The sequence below is a fragment of the Nocardia sp. CA-151230 genome (assembly GCF_050942175.1).
In the GTDB taxonomy this organism is placed as follows: domain Bacteria; phylum Actinomycetota; class Actinomycetes; order Mycobacteriales; family Mycobacteriaceae; genus Nocardia.
Genome location: NZ_CP192061.1, coordinates 5,537,152 through 5,556,428, shown reverse-complemented (window position 1 = coordinate 5,556,428; position 19,277 = coordinate 5,537,152). Strand labels below are relative to the sequence as shown.

At 66.0% G+C, this 19,277-nt stretch carries 20 protein-coding genes; 11 read left to right on the top strand and 9 right to left on the bottom strand.

What is annotated here, in order from left to right; genetic code table 11:
- Window positions 1–50 precede the first annotated feature (50 nt).
- Together ACQP1O_RS26395 and ACQP1O_RS26390 are read left to right on the top strand one after the other, a co-directional pair.
- On the top strand, window positions 51–893 hold the full coding sequence (locus tag ACQP1O_RS26395) for an alpha/beta fold hydrolase (RefSeq protein WP_433561142.1): 843 nt from the start codon (window positions 51–53) through the stop codon (window positions 891–893).
- Window positions 894–928: 35 nt separating this feature from the next.
- Window positions 929–2,383, top strand: a complete 1,455-nt coding sequence (locus ACQP1O_RS26390) for a flavin-containing monooxygenase (protein WP_433561141.1) — start codon at window positions 929–931, stop codon at window positions 2,381–2,383.
- A 3-nt stretch (window positions 2,384–2,386) separates the two neighbouring features.
- Here ACQP1O_RS26390 and ACQP1O_RS26385 read toward each other — a convergent pair whose 3' ends face one another.
- Both ACQP1O_RS26385 and ACQP1O_RS26380 read right to left on the bottom strand, forming a co-directional pair.
- Complete coding sequence (locus ACQP1O_RS26385) at window positions 2,387–2,773, bottom strand: hypothetical protein (RefSeq protein ID WP_433561140.1); 387 nt, start codon at window positions 2,771–2,773, stop codon at window positions 2,387–2,389.
- A 49-nt stretch (window positions 2,774–2,822) separates the two neighbouring features.
- Window positions 2,823–3,518: a TetR/AcrR family transcriptional regulator gene (locus ACQP1O_RS26380; protein WP_433561139.1), complete on the bottom strand. Its 696-nt coding sequence runs from the start codon at window positions 3,516–3,518 to the stop codon at window positions 2,823–2,825.
- 102 nt (window positions 3,519–3,620) lie between these two features.
- On the opposite strand from ACQP1O_RS26380, the gene ACQP1O_RS26375 reads away from it, so the two are divergent.
- Window positions 3,621–5,192: a succinic semialdehyde dehydrogenase gene (locus ACQP1O_RS26375; protein WP_433561138.1), complete on the top strand. Its 1,572-nt coding sequence runs from the start codon at window positions 3,621–3,623 to the stop codon at window positions 5,190–5,192.
- Window positions 5,193–5,226: 34 nt separating this feature from the next.
- Window positions 5,227–6,054, top strand: a complete 828-nt coding sequence (locus tag ACQP1O_RS26370) for an SDR family NAD(P)-dependent oxidoreductase (protein WP_433561137.1) — start codon at window positions 5,227–5,229, stop codon at window positions 6,052–6,054.
- Window positions 6,055–6,298: 244 nt separating this feature from the next.
- Here the strand turns inward: ACQP1O_RS26370 and ACQP1O_RS26365 are convergent, their stop codons facing one another.
- Together ACQP1O_RS26365 and ACQP1O_RS26360 are read right to left on the bottom strand one after the other, a co-directional pair.
- The gene (locus ACQP1O_RS26365; protein ID WP_433567798.1) at window positions 6,299–6,811 is read right to left on the bottom strand and encodes a DUF4442 domain-containing protein; all 513 of its coding nucleotides are present in this window, start codon (window positions 6,809–6,811) and stop codon (window positions 6,299–6,301) included.
- A gap of 263 nt (window positions 6,812–7,074) precedes the next feature.
- A complete protein-coding gene (locus ACQP1O_RS26360) occupies window positions 7,075–8,274 on the bottom strand; it encodes a serine hydrolase domain-containing protein (protein ID WP_433561136.1) in 1,200 nt (399 codons plus the stop codon).
- A 117-nt stretch (window positions 8,275–8,391) separates the two neighbouring features.
- Between ACQP1O_RS26360 and ACQP1O_RS26355 the strand changes: the two genes are divergently transcribed.
- Window positions 8,392–9,018 (top strand): TetR/AcrR family transcriptional regulator, encoded by a 627-nt coding sequence (locus ACQP1O_RS26355; RefSeq protein ID WP_433561135.1) that lies wholly within the window; start codon window positions 8,392–8,394, stop codon window positions 9,016–9,018.
- Between the two features lie 399 nt (window positions 9,019–9,417).
- Here ACQP1O_RS26355 and ACQP1O_RS26350 read toward each other — a convergent pair whose 3' ends face one another.
- Complete coding sequence (locus ACQP1O_RS26350) at window positions 9,418–9,816, bottom strand: VOC family protein (protein WP_433561134.1); 399 nt, start codon at window positions 9,814–9,816, stop codon at window positions 9,418–9,420.
- A 104-nt stretch (window positions 9,817–9,920) separates the two neighbouring features.
- Here ACQP1O_RS26350 and ACQP1O_RS26345 point away from each other — a divergent pair, with 104 nt between their 5' ends.
- Window positions 9,921–10,913 (top strand): helix-turn-helix transcriptional regulator, encoded by a 993-nt coding sequence (locus ACQP1O_RS26345; RefSeq protein WP_433561133.1) that lies wholly within the window; start codon window positions 9,921–9,923, stop codon window positions 10,911–10,913.
- A gap of 235 nt (window positions 10,914–11,148) precedes the next feature.
- Here ACQP1O_RS26345 and ACQP1O_RS26340 read toward each other — a convergent pair whose 3' ends face one another.
- The 3 genes from ACQP1O_RS26340 to ACQP1O_RS26330 all read right to left on the bottom strand — a co-directional run bounded on the left by ACQP1O_RS26340 (window position 11,149) and on the right by ACQP1O_RS26330 (window position 13,114).
- Window positions 11,149–11,763, bottom strand: a complete 615-nt coding sequence (locus ACQP1O_RS26340; RefSeq protein WP_433561132.1) for an SDR family oxidoreductase — start codon at window positions 11,761–11,763, stop codon at window positions 11,149–11,151.
- A gap of 26 nt (window positions 11,764–11,789) precedes the next feature.
- A complete protein-coding gene (locus ACQP1O_RS26335) occupies window positions 11,790–12,470 on the bottom strand; it encodes an SDR family oxidoreductase (protein WP_433561131.1) in 681 nt (226 codons plus the stop codon).
- Between the two features lie 245 nt (window positions 12,471–12,715).
- On the bottom strand, window positions 12,716–13,114 hold the full coding sequence (locus ACQP1O_RS26330) for a PPOX class F420-dependent oxidoreductase (protein WP_433561130.1): 399 nt from the start codon (window positions 13,112–13,114) through the stop codon (window positions 12,716–12,718).
- 408 nt (window positions 13,115–13,522) lie between these two features.
- Between ACQP1O_RS26330 and ACQP1O_RS26325 the strand changes: the two genes are divergently transcribed.
- The 3 genes from ACQP1O_RS26325 (at window position 13,523) to ACQP1O_RS26315 (ending at window position 15,691) form a co-directional block, all read left to right on the top strand.
- Window positions 13,523–14,314 carry a hypothetical protein gene (locus ACQP1O_RS26325; protein WP_433561129.1) on the top strand — a complete coding sequence of 264 codons (792 nt, stop codon included), beginning with the start codon at window positions 13,523–13,525 and terminating at the stop codon, window positions 14,312–14,314.
- Between the two features lie 416 nt (window positions 14,315–14,730).
- Window positions 14,731–15,018: a hypothetical protein gene (locus ACQP1O_RS26320; protein ID WP_433561128.1), complete on the top strand. Its 288-nt coding sequence runs from the start codon at window positions 14,731–14,733 to the stop codon at window positions 15,016–15,018.
- Window positions 15,019–15,460: 442 nt separating this feature from the next.
- Entirely contained in the window at window positions 15,461–15,691 is a 231-nt protein-coding gene (locus ACQP1O_RS26315; protein WP_433567797.1) for a DUF6400 family protein, read from the top strand.
- Between the two features lie 238 nt (window positions 15,692–15,929).
- On the opposite strand, the gene ACQP1O_RS26310 is transcribed toward ACQP1O_RS26315, so the two are convergent.
- Window positions 15,930–16,967, bottom strand: coding sequence for a fused (3R)-hydroxyacyl-ACP dehydratase subunits HadA/HadB (locus ACQP1O_RS26310; protein WP_433561127.1), 1,038 nt, complete (start codon window positions 16,965–16,967; stop codon window positions 15,930–15,932).
- Between the two features lie 328 nt (window positions 16,968–17,295).
- Between ACQP1O_RS26310 and ACQP1O_RS26305 the strand changes: the two genes are divergently transcribed.
- Window positions 17,296–18,507, top strand: a complete 1,212-nt coding sequence (locus ACQP1O_RS26305; protein WP_433561126.1) for an FAD-dependent monooxygenase — start codon at window positions 17,296–17,298, stop codon at window positions 18,505–18,507.
- Window positions 18,508–18,582: 75 nt separating this feature from the next.
- The gene (locus tag ACQP1O_RS26300) at window positions 18,583–18,786 is read left to right on the top strand and encodes a DUF5988 family protein (RefSeq protein WP_433561125.1); all 204 of its coding nucleotides are present in this window, start codon (window positions 18,583–18,585) and stop codon (window positions 18,784–18,786) included.
- Window positions 18,787–19,277 lie beyond the last annotated feature (491 nt).

Here is a 19,277-nt window from a genome sequence, read left to right as displayed (position 1 = left end):
GAGTGCGTGCGGCCGAAAGTGGCGCGTGCGGCCGAAGCGGAAGGTTGCCCATGGCCGAGTGGGAAGGCGAGCGGTCCACGGATGCCGTGGTGTCCGCGGACGGCACGCGGATCGCCTACGTGACCGAGGGAATGGGGCCGGGGGTGATCGTCGTCCCGGGGGTGCTGGCGCTGGCGCAGGGGTACAGCCGGTTCGCCGACGCGCTGGCCACCGCGTTCACGGTGCACACGATCGAGCGTCGCGGGCGAGGGGACAGCGGCCCGCAGCGGCCCGGCCACGGTGTCGAGGACGACTGCGCGGATGTGCGTGCGCTCCAGGACAAGACGGGTGCGGCGTTCCTGGTGGGGCACGCGTACGGCGGGTTCGTCGCTCTCGAGGCGGCGCGGGGCAATCCGGGCATCCGGAAGGTCGCGGTCTACGAGCCGGGCCTGTCGGTGCGGGGTTCGATGCCGTCCGACTGGATGGGTCCCTACGAGAAGTACCTGGCCCAGGGCAAACCCTTCGACGCCTTCGTCGAATTCATCCGTGCGATCGGCCCGGACAGCGCGCGCAAGGTTCCGCGCTGGATGTTCCGCCGCATGATGCCGAGTTTCATGAACGCGCCCGAGATGGACATGGTCATCGGGCAGCTGCCGCTGAACCTCACCGAGCACCGCCAGTACGTGCGGCTCGACGGTACCTACCACCACTACGCCGAGATCACCGCCGAGGTGCTGCTGATCGACGGTGACAAGGATCAGCGCGCGTGGACGGCCTCCGATCAGGAGCTGCTGGCCTCGGTGATCCCGCACTGTGAGCGCGTCACCGTGCCGGGACTCGACCATTTCGGCATCGACAAGGGCGATCCGGATCGGGTGGCGGGCGTGGTGGGCGAATTCTTGTCGCGTTCGTAGTGGGTCTCGCTCACCACGGTCGATAGTCTGGGGCTATGGCCACTACGCCCGAGCACGTCGATGTTCTGATTGTCGGGGCCGGACTGTCCGGTATCGACGCCGCCTACCATCTGCAGCGTGCCTTCCCGTGGCGGACCTACGCCATTCTGGAGATGCGCGAGGCCAGTGGCGGCACCTGGGATCTGTTCCGCTACCCGGGGATTCGCTCCGACTCGGACATGTTCACCCTCGGTTACCGGTTCCGGCCGTGGCTGGGCGAGAAGGCCATCGCCGACGGCGACTCGATCCTGGAGTATGTGCGCGACACCGCGGCCGAGAACGGAATCGACTCGCACATCCGCTATCGGCACCGGGTGGTTCGGGCGGAATGGTCCTCGGCGGACAACCGCTGGACCGTCACCGCCGACCATGACGGCCGGTCGGTCACCATGACCGCGAACTTCTTGTTCAGCTGCTCGGGCTACTACCGCTACGACGAGGGCTACACCCCGGACTTCACAGGCACCGAACGCTTCCCGGGCCCGATCATCCACCCGCAGCACTGGCCCGGCCATGTCGATGTCGAGGGCAAGCGGGTGGTCATCATCGGCTCCGGCGCCACCGCCGTCACCCTCGGCCCCGCCCTGGTCGAGGAGGGCGCCCACGTGACCATGCTGCAGCGGTCACCCTCGTACATCATCTCCCTGCCCTCCCGCGACGGCCTCGCCGACCGCGCCCGCGCATACCTGCCCGCGGGCATCGCCTACGGCCTGACCCGCGCCAAGAACGTCGCGCTCAGCACGCTGATGTACCAACTGTCGCAACGCTATCCGAAGCGCATGCGGGCCTGGATCCGTGGCTGGCAGCAGCGCTGGCTGCCCGACGGCTACGACATCGACACCCACTTCAACCCCAACTACGAGCCGTGGGATCAGCGACTGTGCCTGTCGCCCAACGGTGATCTGTTCCGAGCCATCCGCGAGGGGCGGCTGGATCTGGTGACCGACCGCATCGAGACCTTCACCGAGACCGGCCTGCGCCTCGAATCCGGCCGTGACCTCGGGGCCGATCTCATCATCACCGCAACGGGTTTGAACCTCATCCCCTTCGGCGGCGTCGAACTGGTGGTGGACGGCCGCAAGGTCCACCTCCCCGACACCATGGCCTACAAGGCCACGATGCTCTCCGATGTCCCCAACTTCGCCTTCATCATGGGCTACACCAACGCCTCCTGGACGCTGAAGGCGGATCTGGTGTGCGAGTATGTGGTTCGCCTGCTGCGCCACATGGACGCCCACGGCTACGCCACGGCGACCCCTGTGCGCGACCCGTCCATCGGCACCGCACCCTTTCTGAACTTCGAGCCCGGCTACGTGCTCCGGGCCCTCGACATCCTCCCCAAAACGGGCGACCGCGCCCCCTGGCGCCTCTACATGAACTACCTTCGCGACCTCCCCAAACTCCGCTACGGCCGAATCACCGACCCCGCCATGCGCTTCGAGCGGGCGTAGGGCTCAGGGCCGGATGCGCGGTGTCGGCTGATTTCCTGGGAATTCGATGGCCGGATCCTGATCCGAGCCGAGCAGGAAGTGGCCCAGGAACACGACGTCCTCGTCGAGTGCGTCGAACTGCGCGATGCGCACCGCCTCCGGTTCGAAGAACACGTCGCCCGGCCGCAGCACGACCAGCGGTCCGCCCTCGATCCGGTAGGCGACCGAGCCGGACACGATGCTGCCCACCACGGGACCATTGTGCGTGTGCAGGCCGGCTGCCGTGCCCGCGGGCATGGAGATGCGGCGGGTCTGGATGCGGTCGGTGTGCTTGGCGGGCGTCACCGTGACGTCCTGGACGATGGTGCGGGTGACGGCCGAGAAGGATTGGGGCGGAGTGGTTTCCGGCATGCGCCGAGCCTAGCCCGGGACGGTGCCGATGGCTAACCGCCTGGTCCGGTTAGTCCTGGGTGGATTCGAACAACCCCGGAATGGTGAGCGCGTATTCGACATCCGCGCGCGTGCCGAGCATGGTGAGCACCCCGCGGATCATGGTCAGCCGGGCCGCATCGATGGTGGCCTGATCGGGTTCGCCGTGCGGTGCGTCCGCGGAAATGCGGTAGACGACGAATTCGCAGGTCTGCAGCGCGGTATCGAGGTCGAGATCGGTGGGGGCCGGCCGCCCCAGGCCGGTGATCTTGGTGCGCACCAGGTCCCGGATGTCGTCGATGGCCTGCTCGCGATAGGCCGACACCGGCGAGCCCGGATCGTGCAGTTCGGCGAACAGCGGCGCCAGCATCGGGCCGTGACCGCCCGCCCAGTGCAGATACGCCTCGATCATATTGATGCCGAGATCGACCGGCTGCTCGCTGCGTTCCAGCGCGGACCGGATGCCGCCGACCAGGTCCTCGTTGGAGACCGTGAGCACCGCGTGCAGCGGCTCGACGGCATTGGCGAAATAGCGGTAGAAGGTGGGCCGGGCCAGCCCGGCCTTCTCGATGATCCGCGCCACGCTCAGCCCGCGCGAGCCCTGTTCGGCGAACACCTCGGCGGTAGCCAGCACGATGCGGGCGCGCACCTGGTCGGCCTGTTTCTCCGTCTGCGGCGGGCGGCCGCGGCGGGCCGGGGTGCCCTTGCCCGCCGGAGGGCTTGACATGGTGTGCGTCACGTCTATTAATCTAACACCAGTGTTCATGTAACACCGATGTTCAGTTAATAATGGGTTTCACCCGCACCCGACTCCTCGAGAGGGCGACCAATGACGACTGCCCCGCAGCTCGCCGCCGCCGATGCGCTGCCTTTTGACCTGGTCCAGCGCCTGCTCGGCCACGCCGTCGCGGGCGGTGCGCCCTCGGTGGAGGTGTTCGCGCCCGCCACCGGCGCCAAGATCACCGACCTGCCGCAGTCCTCGGTCACCGATATCGAGGCCGCCTTCGCCACCGCGCGCGCCGCACAGCAGGAATGGGCGAAGGTACCGGTCGGGGAGCGGGCAGCACTGCTGGGCCGCATCCACGACCTGGTGCTCGCCGAGCAGGACACCATCCTCGACATCATCCAGCTCGAGACCGGCAAGTCGCGGGTGCACGCCTTCGACGAGGTCTCCGACGTCGCGGTCAACACCCGCTACTACGCGGCCGAGGGCAAATCGATTCTGGCGCACCGCAAGCCGCGCGGTGTCATGCCGGTCCTCACCCAGGTGGAGGTGCGCAACCGGCCCAAGGGCATGGTCGCGGTCATCTCGCCGTGGAACTATCCGCTCGCGCTGGGCGCCTCCGACGCGCTGCCCGCGCTGCTGGCCGGTAATGCCGTCATCGGGCGGCCGGACAACCAGACCGCGCTGACCCTGCTCTGGGCCATCGACATCGCCGAGCGCGCCGGTCTGCCCAAGGGTCTGTGGCAGGCGGTGCTCGGGCGCGGCGCGGTGGTCGGCACCGAAGTCATCGCGCGCGCGGACTATGTCGACTACACCGGATCCAGCGCCACCGGGCGCACCATCGCCCAGCAGGCGGGGGAGCGGCTCATCGGGTATTCGCTCGAGCTCGGCGGCAAGAACCCACTGCTGGTGCTCGCGGACGCCGACGTGTCCGCCGCCGCCAAGATCGCGGTGCGGGCCTGCTTCGCCTCGGCCGGGCAGCTGTGCGAATCGATCGAGCGAATCTACGTGCACGACACGGTGTACGACCAGTTCGTCACCGAATTCGTGGCCCACACAAAGAAACTGGGCCTCGGCAAGACCCTCGACTACAGCTACGAGATCGGGTCGCTGACCTTCCCGCGTCAGATCGACACCGTCAGCAAGCACGTCGACGACGCGGTCGCCAAGGGCGCCACGGTCCTCGCCGGCGGCAAGGCGCGGCCGGACCTCGGCCCCTACTTCTACGAGCCCACCGTTCTCGCGGGTGTGCGCGAGGGCATGACCGTCTATCGCGAGGAAACCTTCGGACCGGTCGTATCGGTCTACCGCGTGTCCAGCGACGACGAAGCCGTCGCCCAGGCCAACGACACCGCCTACGGCCTCAATGCCAGTGTGTGGAGCCGCGATACCGCCCACGGCCGCGAGGTCGCCGCGCGGGTGCGCGCCGGATCGGTGAACGTGAACGAGGGCTTCATCGCCGCGTGGGGCTCGGTGGCCGCGCCCTCGGGCGGGCTCGGCATCTCCGGCACCGGCCGCCGGCACGGGCCCGAGGGCCTGCTGAAGTACATCGACACCCAGACCATCGCGGTGCAGCGCGTGTTGCCCATCGCACCGCTGCCGGGCATGTCGGAACAGCTGTGGGCCAAGACCATGACGCTCTACCTGGGCGTCATGAAGACACTGCGGCAGAAGTGATTCCGCAGATCATTCGACAGGGGTACAGAGGGGTATGAAGACCGTAGCGGGAAAGAAGGTCCTGGTCACCGGAGCGGCCATGGGCCTGGGCAAGTCGTTCGCGCGGCGCGCGGTGGCCGAGCAGGCCACCGACGTGGTGCTGTGGGACGTCAACGAGAACGCGCTCGGGGAGACCGCGGCCGAGCTGGCGGCGCTGGGCGGCAGCCGGATCCACCACTACGTGGTGGACGTGTCCGACCGCGACGCCATCGCCGAGGCGGGTGCGGCCGTACGCGCCGAGGTCGGCGGAATCGACGTGCTGGTCAACAACGCGGGCATCGTGCGCGGCAACGGGTACTTCTGGGAGACCGGCAACCGTGCCGACATCGACAAGACCATGGCGATCAATTCGCTTGCGCCCATGTACATCACGCTCGAATTCCTGCCTGCCATGGTGGCGAACAAGGGTGTCGAGGGCCGCGTCCTGAACATCGCCTCCTCCGCCGGTCTGGTGGCCAACCCCCGCATGAGCGTCTACGCGGCCTCCAAGTGGGCGGCGCTGGGCTGGTCGGACTCGGTGCGCCTGGAGCTCGAGCAGTCCGGCAACGAGCACGTGAAGTTCACCACGGTCTGCCCGACGTACATCAACACCGGAATGTTCGACGGCGCCAAGGGCTTCTGGTTCACCCCCATCCTGGATCAGGAGGAAGTCGTCGACACCTCCTGGACCGAAATGAAGAAGGGCTCCGCCCTGGTAGTCCTACCCTGGACCTCCCGCCTCAACCGCGCCATCTCCGGCCTCCTCCCGCTCAAGGTCCGCGACTTCTACCTCAACACGGTGGGCGTCTACCACTCCATGGACGAATTCACCGGCCGCAAATAGCGATTCGAGCCGGATCGGCTCGAGGTGAGCGAATCGATCCAGCCGGGGCTGGTGCCGCAGAAGCTGCGGCACCAGCCCCGTGCCGTTTCCTGGCCGGGAAGGCCGAACGTTGGGCGAGCCGACCCGCTGTTGTGGGAGGTCCGCCTCCCACACCACCTCGGCAGCCGCCCTGGCCGACGCACCATTGTGCCGAGTGCGAGAGATTTGTCGGTCGGCATTGAAGAGGGTGGGGGCCATGCTGTGGTCACTGGTCGATGCGACGCACGTACAGCTGCTGGGTGGTTCGGGCAACGAGAACGCCTTGCTCGGAAATGATTTCGGTGGTGTGAGCTGTGATCGACTTGCCGCCCTCGCTCGTGGCGTCTCGGATCTCCGCGACGTGATCAGACGGGAGCGACATGGAGGCGGTCACCATCTCACGGCCGGGAGAGATGAACTCGATGCTTGCGGCGCTCGTCCAGACGCGATAGCCGCGCCCGAGCTGACCGCGTGCCATGAGCCCGAAGAACGGATCTGTCATCGAGTACAAGGTGCCACCGAATGCGGACCGGTTAGGGTTCCAGTTCCATGGACGAACTCTGTGGGTAGCACGCACAGAGGTCCAGTCGTCCGCGATATGAGCGACGCGCACACCAGCGAACAAGAGCGGCGGGTATGCGCTCATAATCAGCCGAAGTACCTGAGGGCTGGGCAATTCTCGTGTGCCTCGGCTCCCAGCGCTGGAATCGGACGATCGACGCTCTGCTGAGGCGGACATCATTTCACCTGTCTACATTCGGTACCAGAATCGTTGCGGCTCATCCTTTCGGACGCAGCTCTGCGGGGGCAACATCCGCTCCCGCCGCTCGCCGCGTCGGCCGCGCCGGTCGGCGCGGAGCTGTGAGACCTACCGGTCGGCGCGACGGTAATCGAGCACAGGTCTTTACCGGAACTGCAGGGAGGCAACCCTTTTAGACCGGTATCGGTCCTGCTGACCTTCTTCTCGGGTTCTCCCTCGGCGAGGGATAGGGATTGATCGGGTCAGTACTGGCTGCCGATCCGGTATGCCATCGACGTGAAGGTCGGCAGCCGGAGGTCGCCCACGGCCGTCATGCGGTTGCCGAGGTGGTTGGTGACGAATGCGATCGACAGCCCGATATCGGGGAAGGCGAGGCCGCCTGATCCTCCGGTGCCGTAATGGCCGAACCCGGGCGAGGCCGAGGGATTGCGGTTCATTGCACGGTGATAGCCCAGCCAGTGGTGTGGGGACAGCTGGATGACATAGTCGGACCGACTGTTGGGGGGCATCTGCGCGATGTGGGTGGCGGTCTGCGCGGTGAGGAACTGCTTGCCGTCGATGACGCCGTTGTTCGCCAGGGCCGCATACATCTTCGCCAGCGCGCGTGCGGTGAACACACCGTTCCATCCCGGCTGCACCATGTCGTGGACAGCCGGATGGTTCTGCCAGCGCAGCAGCCCTTCCGGAATGCTGTCGACCAATACGTTCAGCCCCTTGTATTTTCCGGCCCGTGCGGCGAAGGTCTCGAAGTCGAGGCCGGCGACCCGGACAGTGGGAAAAAGTGGCGCGATGCGGTGGCGGTGCTCGCGCGGGACCTGGAACCAGAAATCGGCCTCATCGAGGGGCATCCCGAGTTCGGTCCGCACGATATCGGGAAAGGTGGTGCCCGTGACTCGCTGCGCCAGCTCGACGACCAGCGGCCCGAACGACACGGTGTGGTAGCCCTGCGACCGGTGCCGGCGGGGATCCGGCGGGCTCGCCGCGAGCGTGGCGGCCATGGTGTCGTGGTCGAGGAACCCATCGCCCGGCACGAGCCCACGGGCGCGGTGCAGTCCGGCGCGGTGATTCAGCAGCTCCCGGACGGTGATGGATTCCTTTCCCGCAGTGGCGAACTCGGGCCAATAGTCCGCGACCGGCCGGTCGTAGTCGATCAAGCCGCGATCGGCGAGACGATGGATGACGGTCGCAGCGACCCCTTTTCCTGTCGAGTACGACATCGCCATCGTGTCGCGGCGCCAGGGCCGGCCCGGACCGGCGGTGCCCGCCCAGATGTCGAGCACCCGCCGGCCGTGCTGGAACACCGCCAGTGCGCCACCACCGGCCCGGCGGGACCGGAAGACCCGAAAGAACTTCTCGGCCAATGGCACGAATCGGGACTCGATCACCATCGACACGTCCACATCACGATCGACGACATTTCGATCGGCAGGCACCTCAATCACGACGACAACTCCCTTGTTCGCGTCCGTGAGGAGATAGTGCCTCGCCCGCCCCAGATCTGACAAGAGTCTTGTCAGATATGGGGCGTCGGCTCGGCCCGGGCTCTGTACGATCGCACCGTGACTGCGGGACGGACCTACGGAGGAATGAGCGCCGACCAGCGTCGCGCGGATCGCCGCGCTCGGCTCGTCCACGCCGCCCGTGAGCTGCTCGAATCAGGTGATATCGCGCGAGTCACGGTGCTGGCCGTGTGCCGGCGATCCCAGTTGTCCGAACGCTACTTCTACGAGAGCTTCACCGACCGCGACGCCCTGCTCGGAGCTGTGTACGACGACTTCGCCGACGAATACATCACTGCGGTGACGGCCAGGATGGCCGCCGCCGACGATCTGACCGGCCGCATCCACGCGTCGGTGAGCGTCGCACCGGAAATGGCCGCCACCCACCCCGGCATGCGCCACGTCCTGGGCCGCGACGCCAAAGAAGCCGAAGCATCGCGTGCCCGAGCACACATCGCACGCAAGGTCATCGACCTGTATCTCGCCAATCGCGCATTTCTGTTCCACGACATCGACATCGACCCCCTCGACGCCGAGCTGACCATCCGAATGATGGTCGGCGGCGGCCTGGACCTCGCCTTCGCCTACTGCCAAGGCAAATTCGACGTCTCAGCAGAAGAACTCGCAACGCGAGCCGCCAAACTCCTCGAACCACTCACCAAATCCCTGAGTTCCAACCATCCCTGACCGGCAACTGCCCAAGCCGCCGAGATCCACGACGCGCTCACCTCCAGCCCTCACCCAGCCGATATCCCCGACGACCAACTCGCCCAAGCCATCTGCGATTCGGTCGGCCTCCACGAGCGACCCGGCTCCAGACTGACCGGCGCCGTGCACCGCTACGACGAGAAGACCGCCGGAAAGTGGACCACGCACGGCAACTTCACCTACGAGTAGCGAACCTCCGCACTGCCGAACAGCGGGAAACACACTCCCCCGCCGCTTCCCGCACAGTTCGGAGCGGTCCGAAGCCCGCGCCAAAGATCAACACCCGAGATCATTTCGGGCCATCAGCATCCGCGAAACGTCCGCGGGCCGAGCGCCTCATAGGTGCTCGCAGTGCATGCACATGCCGGCGAGCGGATGTCAGCGGGCAAATTTTGCGATGGCCTGCGTGGTGACCGGGGTGAAGAGGTTGATCAGGTTGCCGTCGGGGTCGCGTAGCAGTAATGACCGATTGCCCCACGGCATCGTCGTGGGCTCGTTGACGAAATCGTCGACCGTATCCCGCAACCGCCGGTAGTCGGCATCGACGTCGGGGACCAGGAATTCGATGATCGCGGTGTGGTTGTCGGCTGGGTGTGCGCTGCCGGCCGCGAACAACGCAACGGTGCGGGTACTGCCGATCGCGAGTGTGCCGGAGGGTGTGACGATTTCGGCGAAATCCGGTGTAGCCCAGGTGGCTTCGACACCGGTCAGGCGCTGATAGAAGCCGACCAGCCGTTGGATGTCGCCGGTGATCAGACGGATCGATACGAGATTCATCGCGTACTCCTTGTTGTTGGATGCGGCGGAGATTGCGCCGCCGAAGGCCACGGTAGAGCCGATACCGGACAGTTTCCGCCCGGTATTGATGCGAGAATTTCCTGATGACGCGCCCCACCGCCCGAGTGCTGGCCCTCCTCGAGCTGTTGCAGACCGGCGGCACCCATACCGTCGGCGAACTCGCCGGACGGATCGGCGTCGATGAACGCACCGTCAGGCGGTACGTCACCCATCTCACCGACCTGGATATCCCCATTCGGTCGGTACGAGGCCGCTACGGGGGATACCGGCTCGCTCCGGGGTACCGAATGCCGCCGCTGATGCTGACCGATGCCGAAGCGGTGGCCGTGTTGCTCGGACTCCTCACCAGCCACGTCGGCCAATCCACAACAGCCGCTCACGCGGCCGACAGCGCTACGGCCAAACTCCGTCGCGTCCTGCCCGCACGTCTGAGGGCCCCGCTGGACGCACTGATCAACACCGCCGAATTCACCGCCGACGCCCGCTCGGAGGTCGCTGTCGAGACCGCCGTCCTCCTCCAGCTCGCCGAGGCCACCAGCGAGCGCCGACCGGTCGCGATCGGTTACACCGACCGGAACGGGCGCCGCAGTGAGCGGACGGTACACCCGTACGGGCTCGTCGCCCACTCCGGCCGGTGGTACCTGACGGGGATGGACAGCAACAGTGACGAACTACGTCAGTTCCGGCTCGACCGCATCACCGCGGTGACAACACTGCCCGGAACATTCACTCCGCCAGCGGGATTCGAGCCGACCGCGCATCTTGTGTCCGCACTGGCCGCGGCGCCCTATCGGTACGAGGTATCGATCCGAGTTCAGGGCACGCTCAACCAGGTCCGCCCACTGCTTCCCGCGACGATCGCGACCGTGCACGAGATCGACGCACCGCCCTCGGACACGCACCCGTGGGTCCGGGTCCGAATCCGAGCCGAACAACTCGACTGGATTCCCCCTGTCCTGGCCGGCCTGAACCGCCCGTTCGTCATCGAACATCCGGACGCCCTCAACGACGCCGTGCGCAACCTGGCCCGCCGACTCACGGCAGCCGCCGACGGTCGGCCCGAAGCCCACCGTTAGACGCATGCCGCCACACAGTGCGAACGTAGGGGAATGCAAGGCAAAGGGCTTCGGCGCGCGTGAAATCGATTTGCCGGGGGAAAGGCATGGTGGCCGGTGTGGCCGCGAATGATTGCCGCAGCATGATCGGGATTTCCACTGGCGTGTACGAGTTCCGAAGGAGATACGCACGAAACCCGTTGTCCATGAACGGCTTCAGGATCATTTCCGTATCATGCCGCGACGGCAGTTCGGGTCAATCAGCGGTCAGGGCGGTGAAAGCCGTGGGCCAGTCCACAGAGGTATGTCCGTCATACAGTTCGAAAGTCTTGCCTCGGGATTCGGGGTAGAGCAGGGCCGCGACCGCTGCCTGGGCAACGATCTCGCGGCTGACCCGACCGTCGCCGCGATCGCCCTGTTCGAGATGCACACCGGTGGCCGGTGAATTCGTGAGCCAGCTGGGGCGGACGATCGCATACGGTGCGCCGCTGTTCCGCAGTGCCTGTTCACCGGCTCCGCGAGCGTGGATTATGCCCGCCATGTCGGGATGTTCGGCGGCGCGGGTGATGTAGATCTGGGAGACCAGAACGATGGGGATCTTCTGTGCGGCAGCCAGTTCGGCGAGCTGTCCGATTCCGGTGTTCATCACCGCGTCGGCGGCCGCGTCATCCACGGGCGGCTCGACGGAGACGATGATGCCGTCGACGCCGGCCAGCAACCGGGGATCGAGCGGGTTCGCCAGGTCGACGGCGATGCTCTGCTCGTCCCGAGGACGCCGGGTGCCGATGACCACCTCGTGACCGAGGTTGCGGAGCAGGTCGACGGCTTGCCGGCCGGTGCGGCCCGTGCCTCCGATGACCAGATACTTCATGAAACTCCTCTGTTGCGGAAACCCTGTCACCAGGGCAGGGGGTGGCCGTCGCGGAAGAAGCCTCCGGTGGGCCCGGAGTCGGGGAGGGTTGCGGCCCAGACGATTCCGGCCGCGCCCTCGGCAACGGGGCGGCCGCCGGGGCCGCCCATATCGGTGGCCACCCAGCCCGGGCAGATGGAGTTGACCAGGATGTGGTCGGAGCGCAGCTCGGCGGCCAGCATGCGGGTGAGAGCGTTGAGGGCCACCTTGGTTGTGTTGTAGGCGGGGGTGCCGCCACCCATGCCGGTGAGGGAGGCGGCTTCGCTGGAGACGTTCACGATACGGGGGTGGGAGCTCTTGCGCAGCAACGGCAGGAAGGCATGAACCATGCGCCAGGGGCCGTAGAGATTGGTTTCCGCGGCCTCGTGCACGACCGCCAGGTCCGCGGTCGCCGCGCGCTGCCAGGTGTCGTAGGTGATTGCGGCATTATTGATCAGGACATCCAGTCGACCGTGCGAGCCCTCCACTTCCTGGGCTGCCGCCACGACACTGGCGTTGTCGGTGACATCCAGCGGCAAGGGGAGCGCCCCCACCTCTGCGGCCGCGGTCTTCCCGGCTTCCTCGGACCGCGCAGCCAGCAGCACGGTGAACCCGCGTTCGGCCAGCTGCCTGCAGACTTCCCGGCCGATCCCGCGGTTGCCGCCGGTGACCAGCGCGATATCGCTCATGATTGTCGATCTTGCCGCCGAATTGCCGAGTCGTCGAGTCGCTTTCGCTCAACGGGGTCAGGAAGGCCCTCGAAGCTTCGCGGGTTCGACGACAAGCGCGGTCCCGCTGAATCAGATCCCCACGGCCGTACCGAAGGTCGGCAGAACCGATGTCGTGCTGCCCGGTCGACTCGCTGACGTGCATTCCGCTCACTACCGGACGGTCGGTGACGGCCTTTCTTGTGGGGATCGCCCTGGGTGCCCGACTACTCGGCGCCGCGACTGGTGAAGTCGAGGGATCCGCCGTCGATGCCCCAGGAGATGACCCGTTCGGGGTGAATTCGGATGACCGCGCGCTCCTGGGGAGGGAGCGGTGGCTCCTCGTCATCGAGCGCCTCGGCCGTGCCGCGTACCTCGATGCCGCGAATCACGTATGGCTCCAATGAAACCTGTTGGTCGACGACGAACGACACCCGGCTGCCCGCCTCGACATTGCGGTACTTCCGACTGGCGCGCATCCGCATGCCCCCGATGTCGATCGTGCCGTCGGCGTTCACCCGATAGCTGGTCGGGTTGTTCTGCACAACGCCGTCGGGCGACACCGTAGCCAGCCGACCGATCCCGGCCTCCGCGAGGAACTGCTTTTCATTGATGGTGAAGGTCATGTCATTTACTCCTCGGTGAATTCGATATCAGGTGTGCCCCGGCGATCAGCCGGAAGTCTGCGGGGTGCGGGAAGCTGATGACGAACTTCTACTGCGGCCGACAACGAGCATTCTCGGCTTCCCTTCCTGGAAGGTAGCGTCGCTAGAAACTGGAGCAACAGTAACATTCGCCTGCAAGCTTGTCTAGCGTTGCTAGATTTTAGATCGCTACCACCGGATCGCGCTCGAATCAGCAAGCTGCACATGCCCGTTCCGGCCGGATCTCCACGCGGTCTCCACCCAGCGGCCATAGCGGGGCCGCCGGATCGCACACAGAATGGGAAGGGTTGTTGGACCCGAGTCGAAGGAACCTCCGTGGCCAGTTCCGCCGCTCTGACACGATCCGCGAGGATCATTCCTGGTCGCGCTATGGCGGCGCTGGCCGTCCTCGCAGTGGTTCTCACCACCGCCGTCGTTCTCGCTCCGGCTTGGCTGGCAGACAGCGGTCCGGGCGACTTCGCCGATCAGCACATGCTCCGCCGAGCTTTGCGTGACGGCTTTGTCGCGTACTGGAATTCCGGCGACCGGGCTCACCCGCCCGCCCTGGCCAGCGTCATCGACTACTGGTTCCGCTACCACGTGGCCAAGGGCGCGATCGCGGCTGTCCTGCTCATCGTGCTCATCGCTTTGGCCGCGCTGCTCTGGAAGGCGTACCCGCGCGCGGATGGTCTCGGCGTAGCTCAGCAGTCCGCCCTGGTGACAGCGGGCACCCTGGTCAGCTTGTTCGCACTGGCCGCGCTGCTGGTGGTGATCGCGAATATCCAAGGGGCAGTAGCACCGTTCTCCTCCCTGCTGCCGATGCTGCCGTCCGGCGCGAACGACCCACAGCTCGCCGCCACCTTCGACCAGATCCGGCAGCAGCTGGCCGGGACCGCAAGCACCACGCCACCGGTGGATGACATGGTCAGCGATTTCGCCCGCTATCACGTCACCATGGCCAGCATCGCCGCAATTCTGGCGACCACCGCCCTCGGCCTCACCGCGGTGTCGTGGAAACGATTCACACCGTCCGCCGACACCCGGACAAGACGCATCCTGTGCGCCTCCGGCATCGTCACCGCGCTACTGTCACTGGCCTGGTTCGTGCTGCTGGCAGCAAACACAACGGCGGCAATCCACTCCACCTCAGCGTTGTCCGCCTTCTTCAACGGCAACTGGTGAGCAATCCATGCCGCGCTGAACCAACCGGCCAGTGCGGAACGGCCGACAGCGAGACCGCCTGCGGCCCAAGCCCATCCGCTCATGCTGCTGGTCGCGCGGTCCAGGCCCGCTCGCCGATGTCCTCTCGGGGCGGCGGGCGAGCAGCGCGTCATGAACAAGAGCCATGTCCAGCCTGCCGTCGACCAGTGAGGTCAACGTCTCGAATCACTGCCTGCCCCAACCTGATTGCAGCGCCGCGGAGTAGTCGGTCGCTTTCTCCGGATCCTCCACATAGAACCGCTCGGCATCATGTGGTTCGACGATCTGGGCATCGTCGAGCGCGGCCGCGACGATAGCGGAGCCGGGGGCCCGTCGTCCAAGAGGGCCGCAGGATCGTCGGGTACGAGACGATGCCAACGATGAGGAGCCTGTGCCGTGTGCCCCAGCTCGGAGAAGCGGTGTTCGATGACTACGCGATGCTGCGCTGCTCGTTCTACTACCGACACGTGTACAACCTCCTCGGACGCACCGCCTTCCTCGTGCCGTTCTCGGGACTTCCAGACAAACTAGCCGCGCTCTTGTCCACAGACCCTCCGAAAACGACTCGGACCGGGGTGCGTTGGCTTCGGGTTGCTTTCGCGCACTTGGGCAAGCTCGACACAGTGGCAGCCCTCGAGCATTTGATCGCGATCGCGAACACGTATGCCGAGCAGGAAGCCGGATAGTCACGGACGAACGCACCCTTATGCCGCTGGTCGCGCGGTTGAAACGGACAGCCCGTGGCCGGCCGAACGCACTGAACTGTCGAATATTGCGCGCTCGTCACCGGCCGCTGATGTCGTACGGCCCAGTTCGGGTTCGATCGGTGCGGGGGTGTTCGCGTCGGGGTGAATAGCATCAGGGCGGCCGGCAACAGCACCCGGGCGCCGGCGACAGCCATTGGCCAGGTCCGCTCTGTTGGCGATGTAGCGTCGCGGCGCCCGATTTCAGCGGCGGACGTGTCGTGGCGATCATGTGGACGCATTTACCCGCGGTCCAGTCCGCGCACGGGCATCAAATGTGACGAAGTCCAACCGTGGAACGTGATGCAGGTCATTGCCCGAGGCGGCGTGGTTGGGCATCGTCGTCAATTCGTTTTTGGAAAGAACCTGGTTGGAGATGCCCACAATGGCCGACCACAATTTTGCTTACGACCTCACGCTGGACGAGATGCGACGACGCAGCGCCGTAGTCGCGGCGCTCGGTGACGACTGGGATCCGGTCGCAGTTCTCGCCGAGGAAGATCGGGCGTACGACATGCTGTACTCGAATCTCGACGATGAGCAGCAGCGGATCTACGACGAACTCGTCCAGGCCGGGATCCTGCCGGATCGGGCGATGCGCCCTATCGCCGACTGATCTCACCGCCGAGCGCGAACCATGACTGGTGCTCGGCTGGTTGCCTCCAGCGAGTGGTGACCTGGCCGCACCGCCTCTCGGCTGAGTTTCGTGAGCAGCGCGGTCCGAAGCGGTCGGGGCGGACCGGCGGAAGATCAACGGGCAGAGTGCCTCACGACCGACAGCGGTGCTCGCTCATGCCGATGACCGCGCTCGGTAAACATCGGATCGCCGAGCGCGCCGTCATGGAGTCGCCCGCCTATTTGAGGCGGATGTCTGTGGTGGCCAGACCGAAGACCTTGCGCCCGGCGGACTTCGCGACGAGGACGACTGTGGCCGTTCTGGTTTCCGGGTCGATCGATTTGATCCGGCCGCTGAACTCCACGTCCCCGGCCGAGTCGGCTTCAACGATAGTGTAATTCGACAGCCGGACTCCGTACCGGATGATGGCACCGGGGTCGCCGAGCCAATCGGTGACAAACCCCGCCCCGAGACCCATGGTGAGCATGCCGTGCGCGATCACATCGGGAAGGCCGGCCAATGAGGCGACTTCCTCGTTCCAGTGGATCGGATTCACATCACCGGCGACTCCCGCGTAGTTCACCAGGTCGCCCCGCGTCAGTTGGACGGTCCGGGCCGGTAGCTCGTCACCGACGGCGATGTCCTCGAAACGGATTGCTGTGTGCGGCAAACGTGTTCGCGATACGTCCGAATGCCGGAGGGCGGCCTGTGCAGGCTGATCGGTCAGTGTGTGTCCGGCATGTGATGCCGAGGCCGCGGGCGCCGGCGCGGGTTCCAAGCCGCTCATGACCACGCCTTTGATGGCATCGCTGATGTTGGATTCGACGTCATCGCTGGTGATGCCGACGATCGTGGTGTGCATGATTTGCACGATCTGGCCGGACTGGTCGGTGAATGTGTTGGTGATGGTGAGCAGGTCCTTGCCTGCGACGCGGCGAACCGAGGACAGTTCGACATCACTGATCAATCGGTCACCGGCCAGGACGGGTTTGTGCATCTCGAAGACCTGGTCGGTGTGCACGAACATGTCGTAGCCGGTCAGGACGTTCTCGAGCAGAGCACGATTGGCCCGCATGGCCACGATCGAGGCGAACGTGGTCGGCGCGATCAGCCCGGTGTACCCGAGTCCATTGGCAGCGGACTCGCTCCAGTGTGCTGGATGGGAGTCCTGGACAGCTCGCGCGTATTCGCGGATCTTCTCCCGACCAACTTCGTAGTAGTCATCGACGCGATAGCGATAGCCGATCAGCCCGGCTACATCGAATGCTGTTTCCATCAAGCCTCCCCTTCATCGTTCGATCGACCTCAGATCCGGATCCGCAGAGCCGAATTCATGAGCGGGCACCACTCTTCCACAGGACGGCACGCTTGCTGAGGAGAACAAACCGTCTTGCCGGCGAGTCGGCCGATGCTCAGCACAGGGCATGAGGCGCATCCGCTCATGCCAACTTCAGGGTGTTCGCAGGAGTACGGACATGATCTCGGCTGCCCCGATGAATTTCGTGTGGATCCGTCGTCGATACCTCCGGACACACCGACAGCGGTGGGTCGGAGCGGGAGCAAATGATCCGGACAGTGATCCGGGCGGGCAATCAGGAGGCGCAGTGAGCGGTACCAGGGTGTTGGTGGCAGGGGCGAGCATCGCGGGGCCCGCGCTGGCCCACTGGCTGTGCAGGCGGGGAGCCGAGGTGACCGTGATGGAGCGGGCAGCCGAGCTGCGTCCCGGTGGACAGGCGGTGGACGCGCGTGGGGTCGCCAAGGAGGTCATCCGGCGGATGGGGCTGGACGCGGCGGTGCGCGCGGCCTGCACCGAGACCGCCGGCGCGTACACCGTGGACGTGGACGGGACGGTGCTGGAGACCTATCGCGCGGACGACGACGGCGGCGACGGGTACATCTCGGAGATCGAGATCCTGCGCGGGGACCTGTCCCGGGTGCTCTACGACGACACCCGTGACGGTGTCGAGTATGTCTTCGGTGATCGGATCGCCGAGCTCACCCAGGACGCGGACGGGGTCGACGTGGCCTTCGCGGGTGGCGACCGGCGGCGGTTCGACCTGGTGGTCGGGGCGGACGGGCTGCACTCGGCGCTGCGCGCGATGGTGTTCGGGCCGCACGAGCGGTTCGTCCGCCATCTCGGGCACGTGCTGGCCTTCTACAGCGTGCCCAACGAGTTCGGGCTGGACCGCTGGCTGATCGACTACCAGGAGTCCGGGCGCTCCGCCGGCCTGCGGCCCATCCAGGACGCCACCCGCGCGATGGCCATGTTTTCCTTCCTCGCGGATGACCTCGAAGTCGACTACCGCGACGTCGAGGCCCAGAAGCGCCTGCTGCGCGAGCGGATGACCGGCCTGGGCTGGTTGACCCCGCGCATCCTCGCGCACCTCGACGACACCCCGGACTTCTACCTCGACCAGGTCGCCCAGGTGGTGATGGACCGCTGGTCGAGTGGACGGGTGGGGCTGCTCGGGGACGCGGCGTTCAGCTCGTCGCCGATGTCCGGACAGGGCACCGGGCTGGCTTTGGTCGGCGCCTATCTGCTGGCCGGAGAGCTGGCCGCCGCCGGGTGGGACCCGGAGGCCGGGTTCGCCGGCTATGAGGCGCGGATGCGTTCGTTCGTCGAGGCCAACCAGGAGATCGGCCGGTTGCACGCGCGCAGCCGCTCCGTCCCCGGCCCGGACGCCGAGCCCGACGTCGAGTGGGACCTCGAGCTGATCGAGCGCGCGATCAACGGCATCGAACTGCCCGACTACGCCGGGGTGCCGGACTCCGGGACCCCGGCCGGACCACCGATCACCTCGTCGGCCAAGCCGTAGATGTCGCTACGTCCGCCTCTGCCGTCAACTGATCGATAGAATGCCGCTGAGCTGGTCAATCAACGAAAGGAGCGCATGATGTCGGCGAAGTGTTTCATCGAAGGTGGACCAGATGACATGCCCACGCGAATCGTCCCGATCACGCCGCCCGGTTTCGAGGTGAAGATCGAGCGTCGTGCTGGCTACGAACATTACAAAAGCACCCCAAGGTTCACGGATACCGCCGAGGGGCGGCTGCCTGTGTACGAGTGGTTCGAACGAACCGAGTTTGCGGAGTAGACATAACCGTCGCGACCGTTTGCTCACTCGAGGCGTGAGCAAACGCGCGGTCGCGCCGCGTTGAGTTGCGTTCGGTGGGCTCAGTGCAAGGTTCGACAGTGTGGGCTGTCGGTTGTCAGTCGGTGACCGACATGGACGATCGAGCGATGTGGGTGCCGGAGATCAGTACGAAGTCCGTCCAGAGGTTTGCATAGTAGCGCTCCGGCCGAATCCTCACTTCAGCGGCGAATTGGATTCTGCCGATTAGTGTTTCGACCCTGTCGGCGAAGGTGCGGATATGCGTCTCCAGCGCTGAGGGGTGAGCGTTCGGACCGCACCGAGGAGCCATCCGGCGGACAGCAACCCCGAAGTGTGTGGGCGGCTGGATAAATCCACTCCACGATGTCGACAGGGTTGGAGATGGCTCTGCCTGCGCGGTCCGACACCGACTCGCGTTGAATCGCGAGTTCACCGTCCAGCGCGATGACCGGATCGAGGGCGAGGTTAAAACA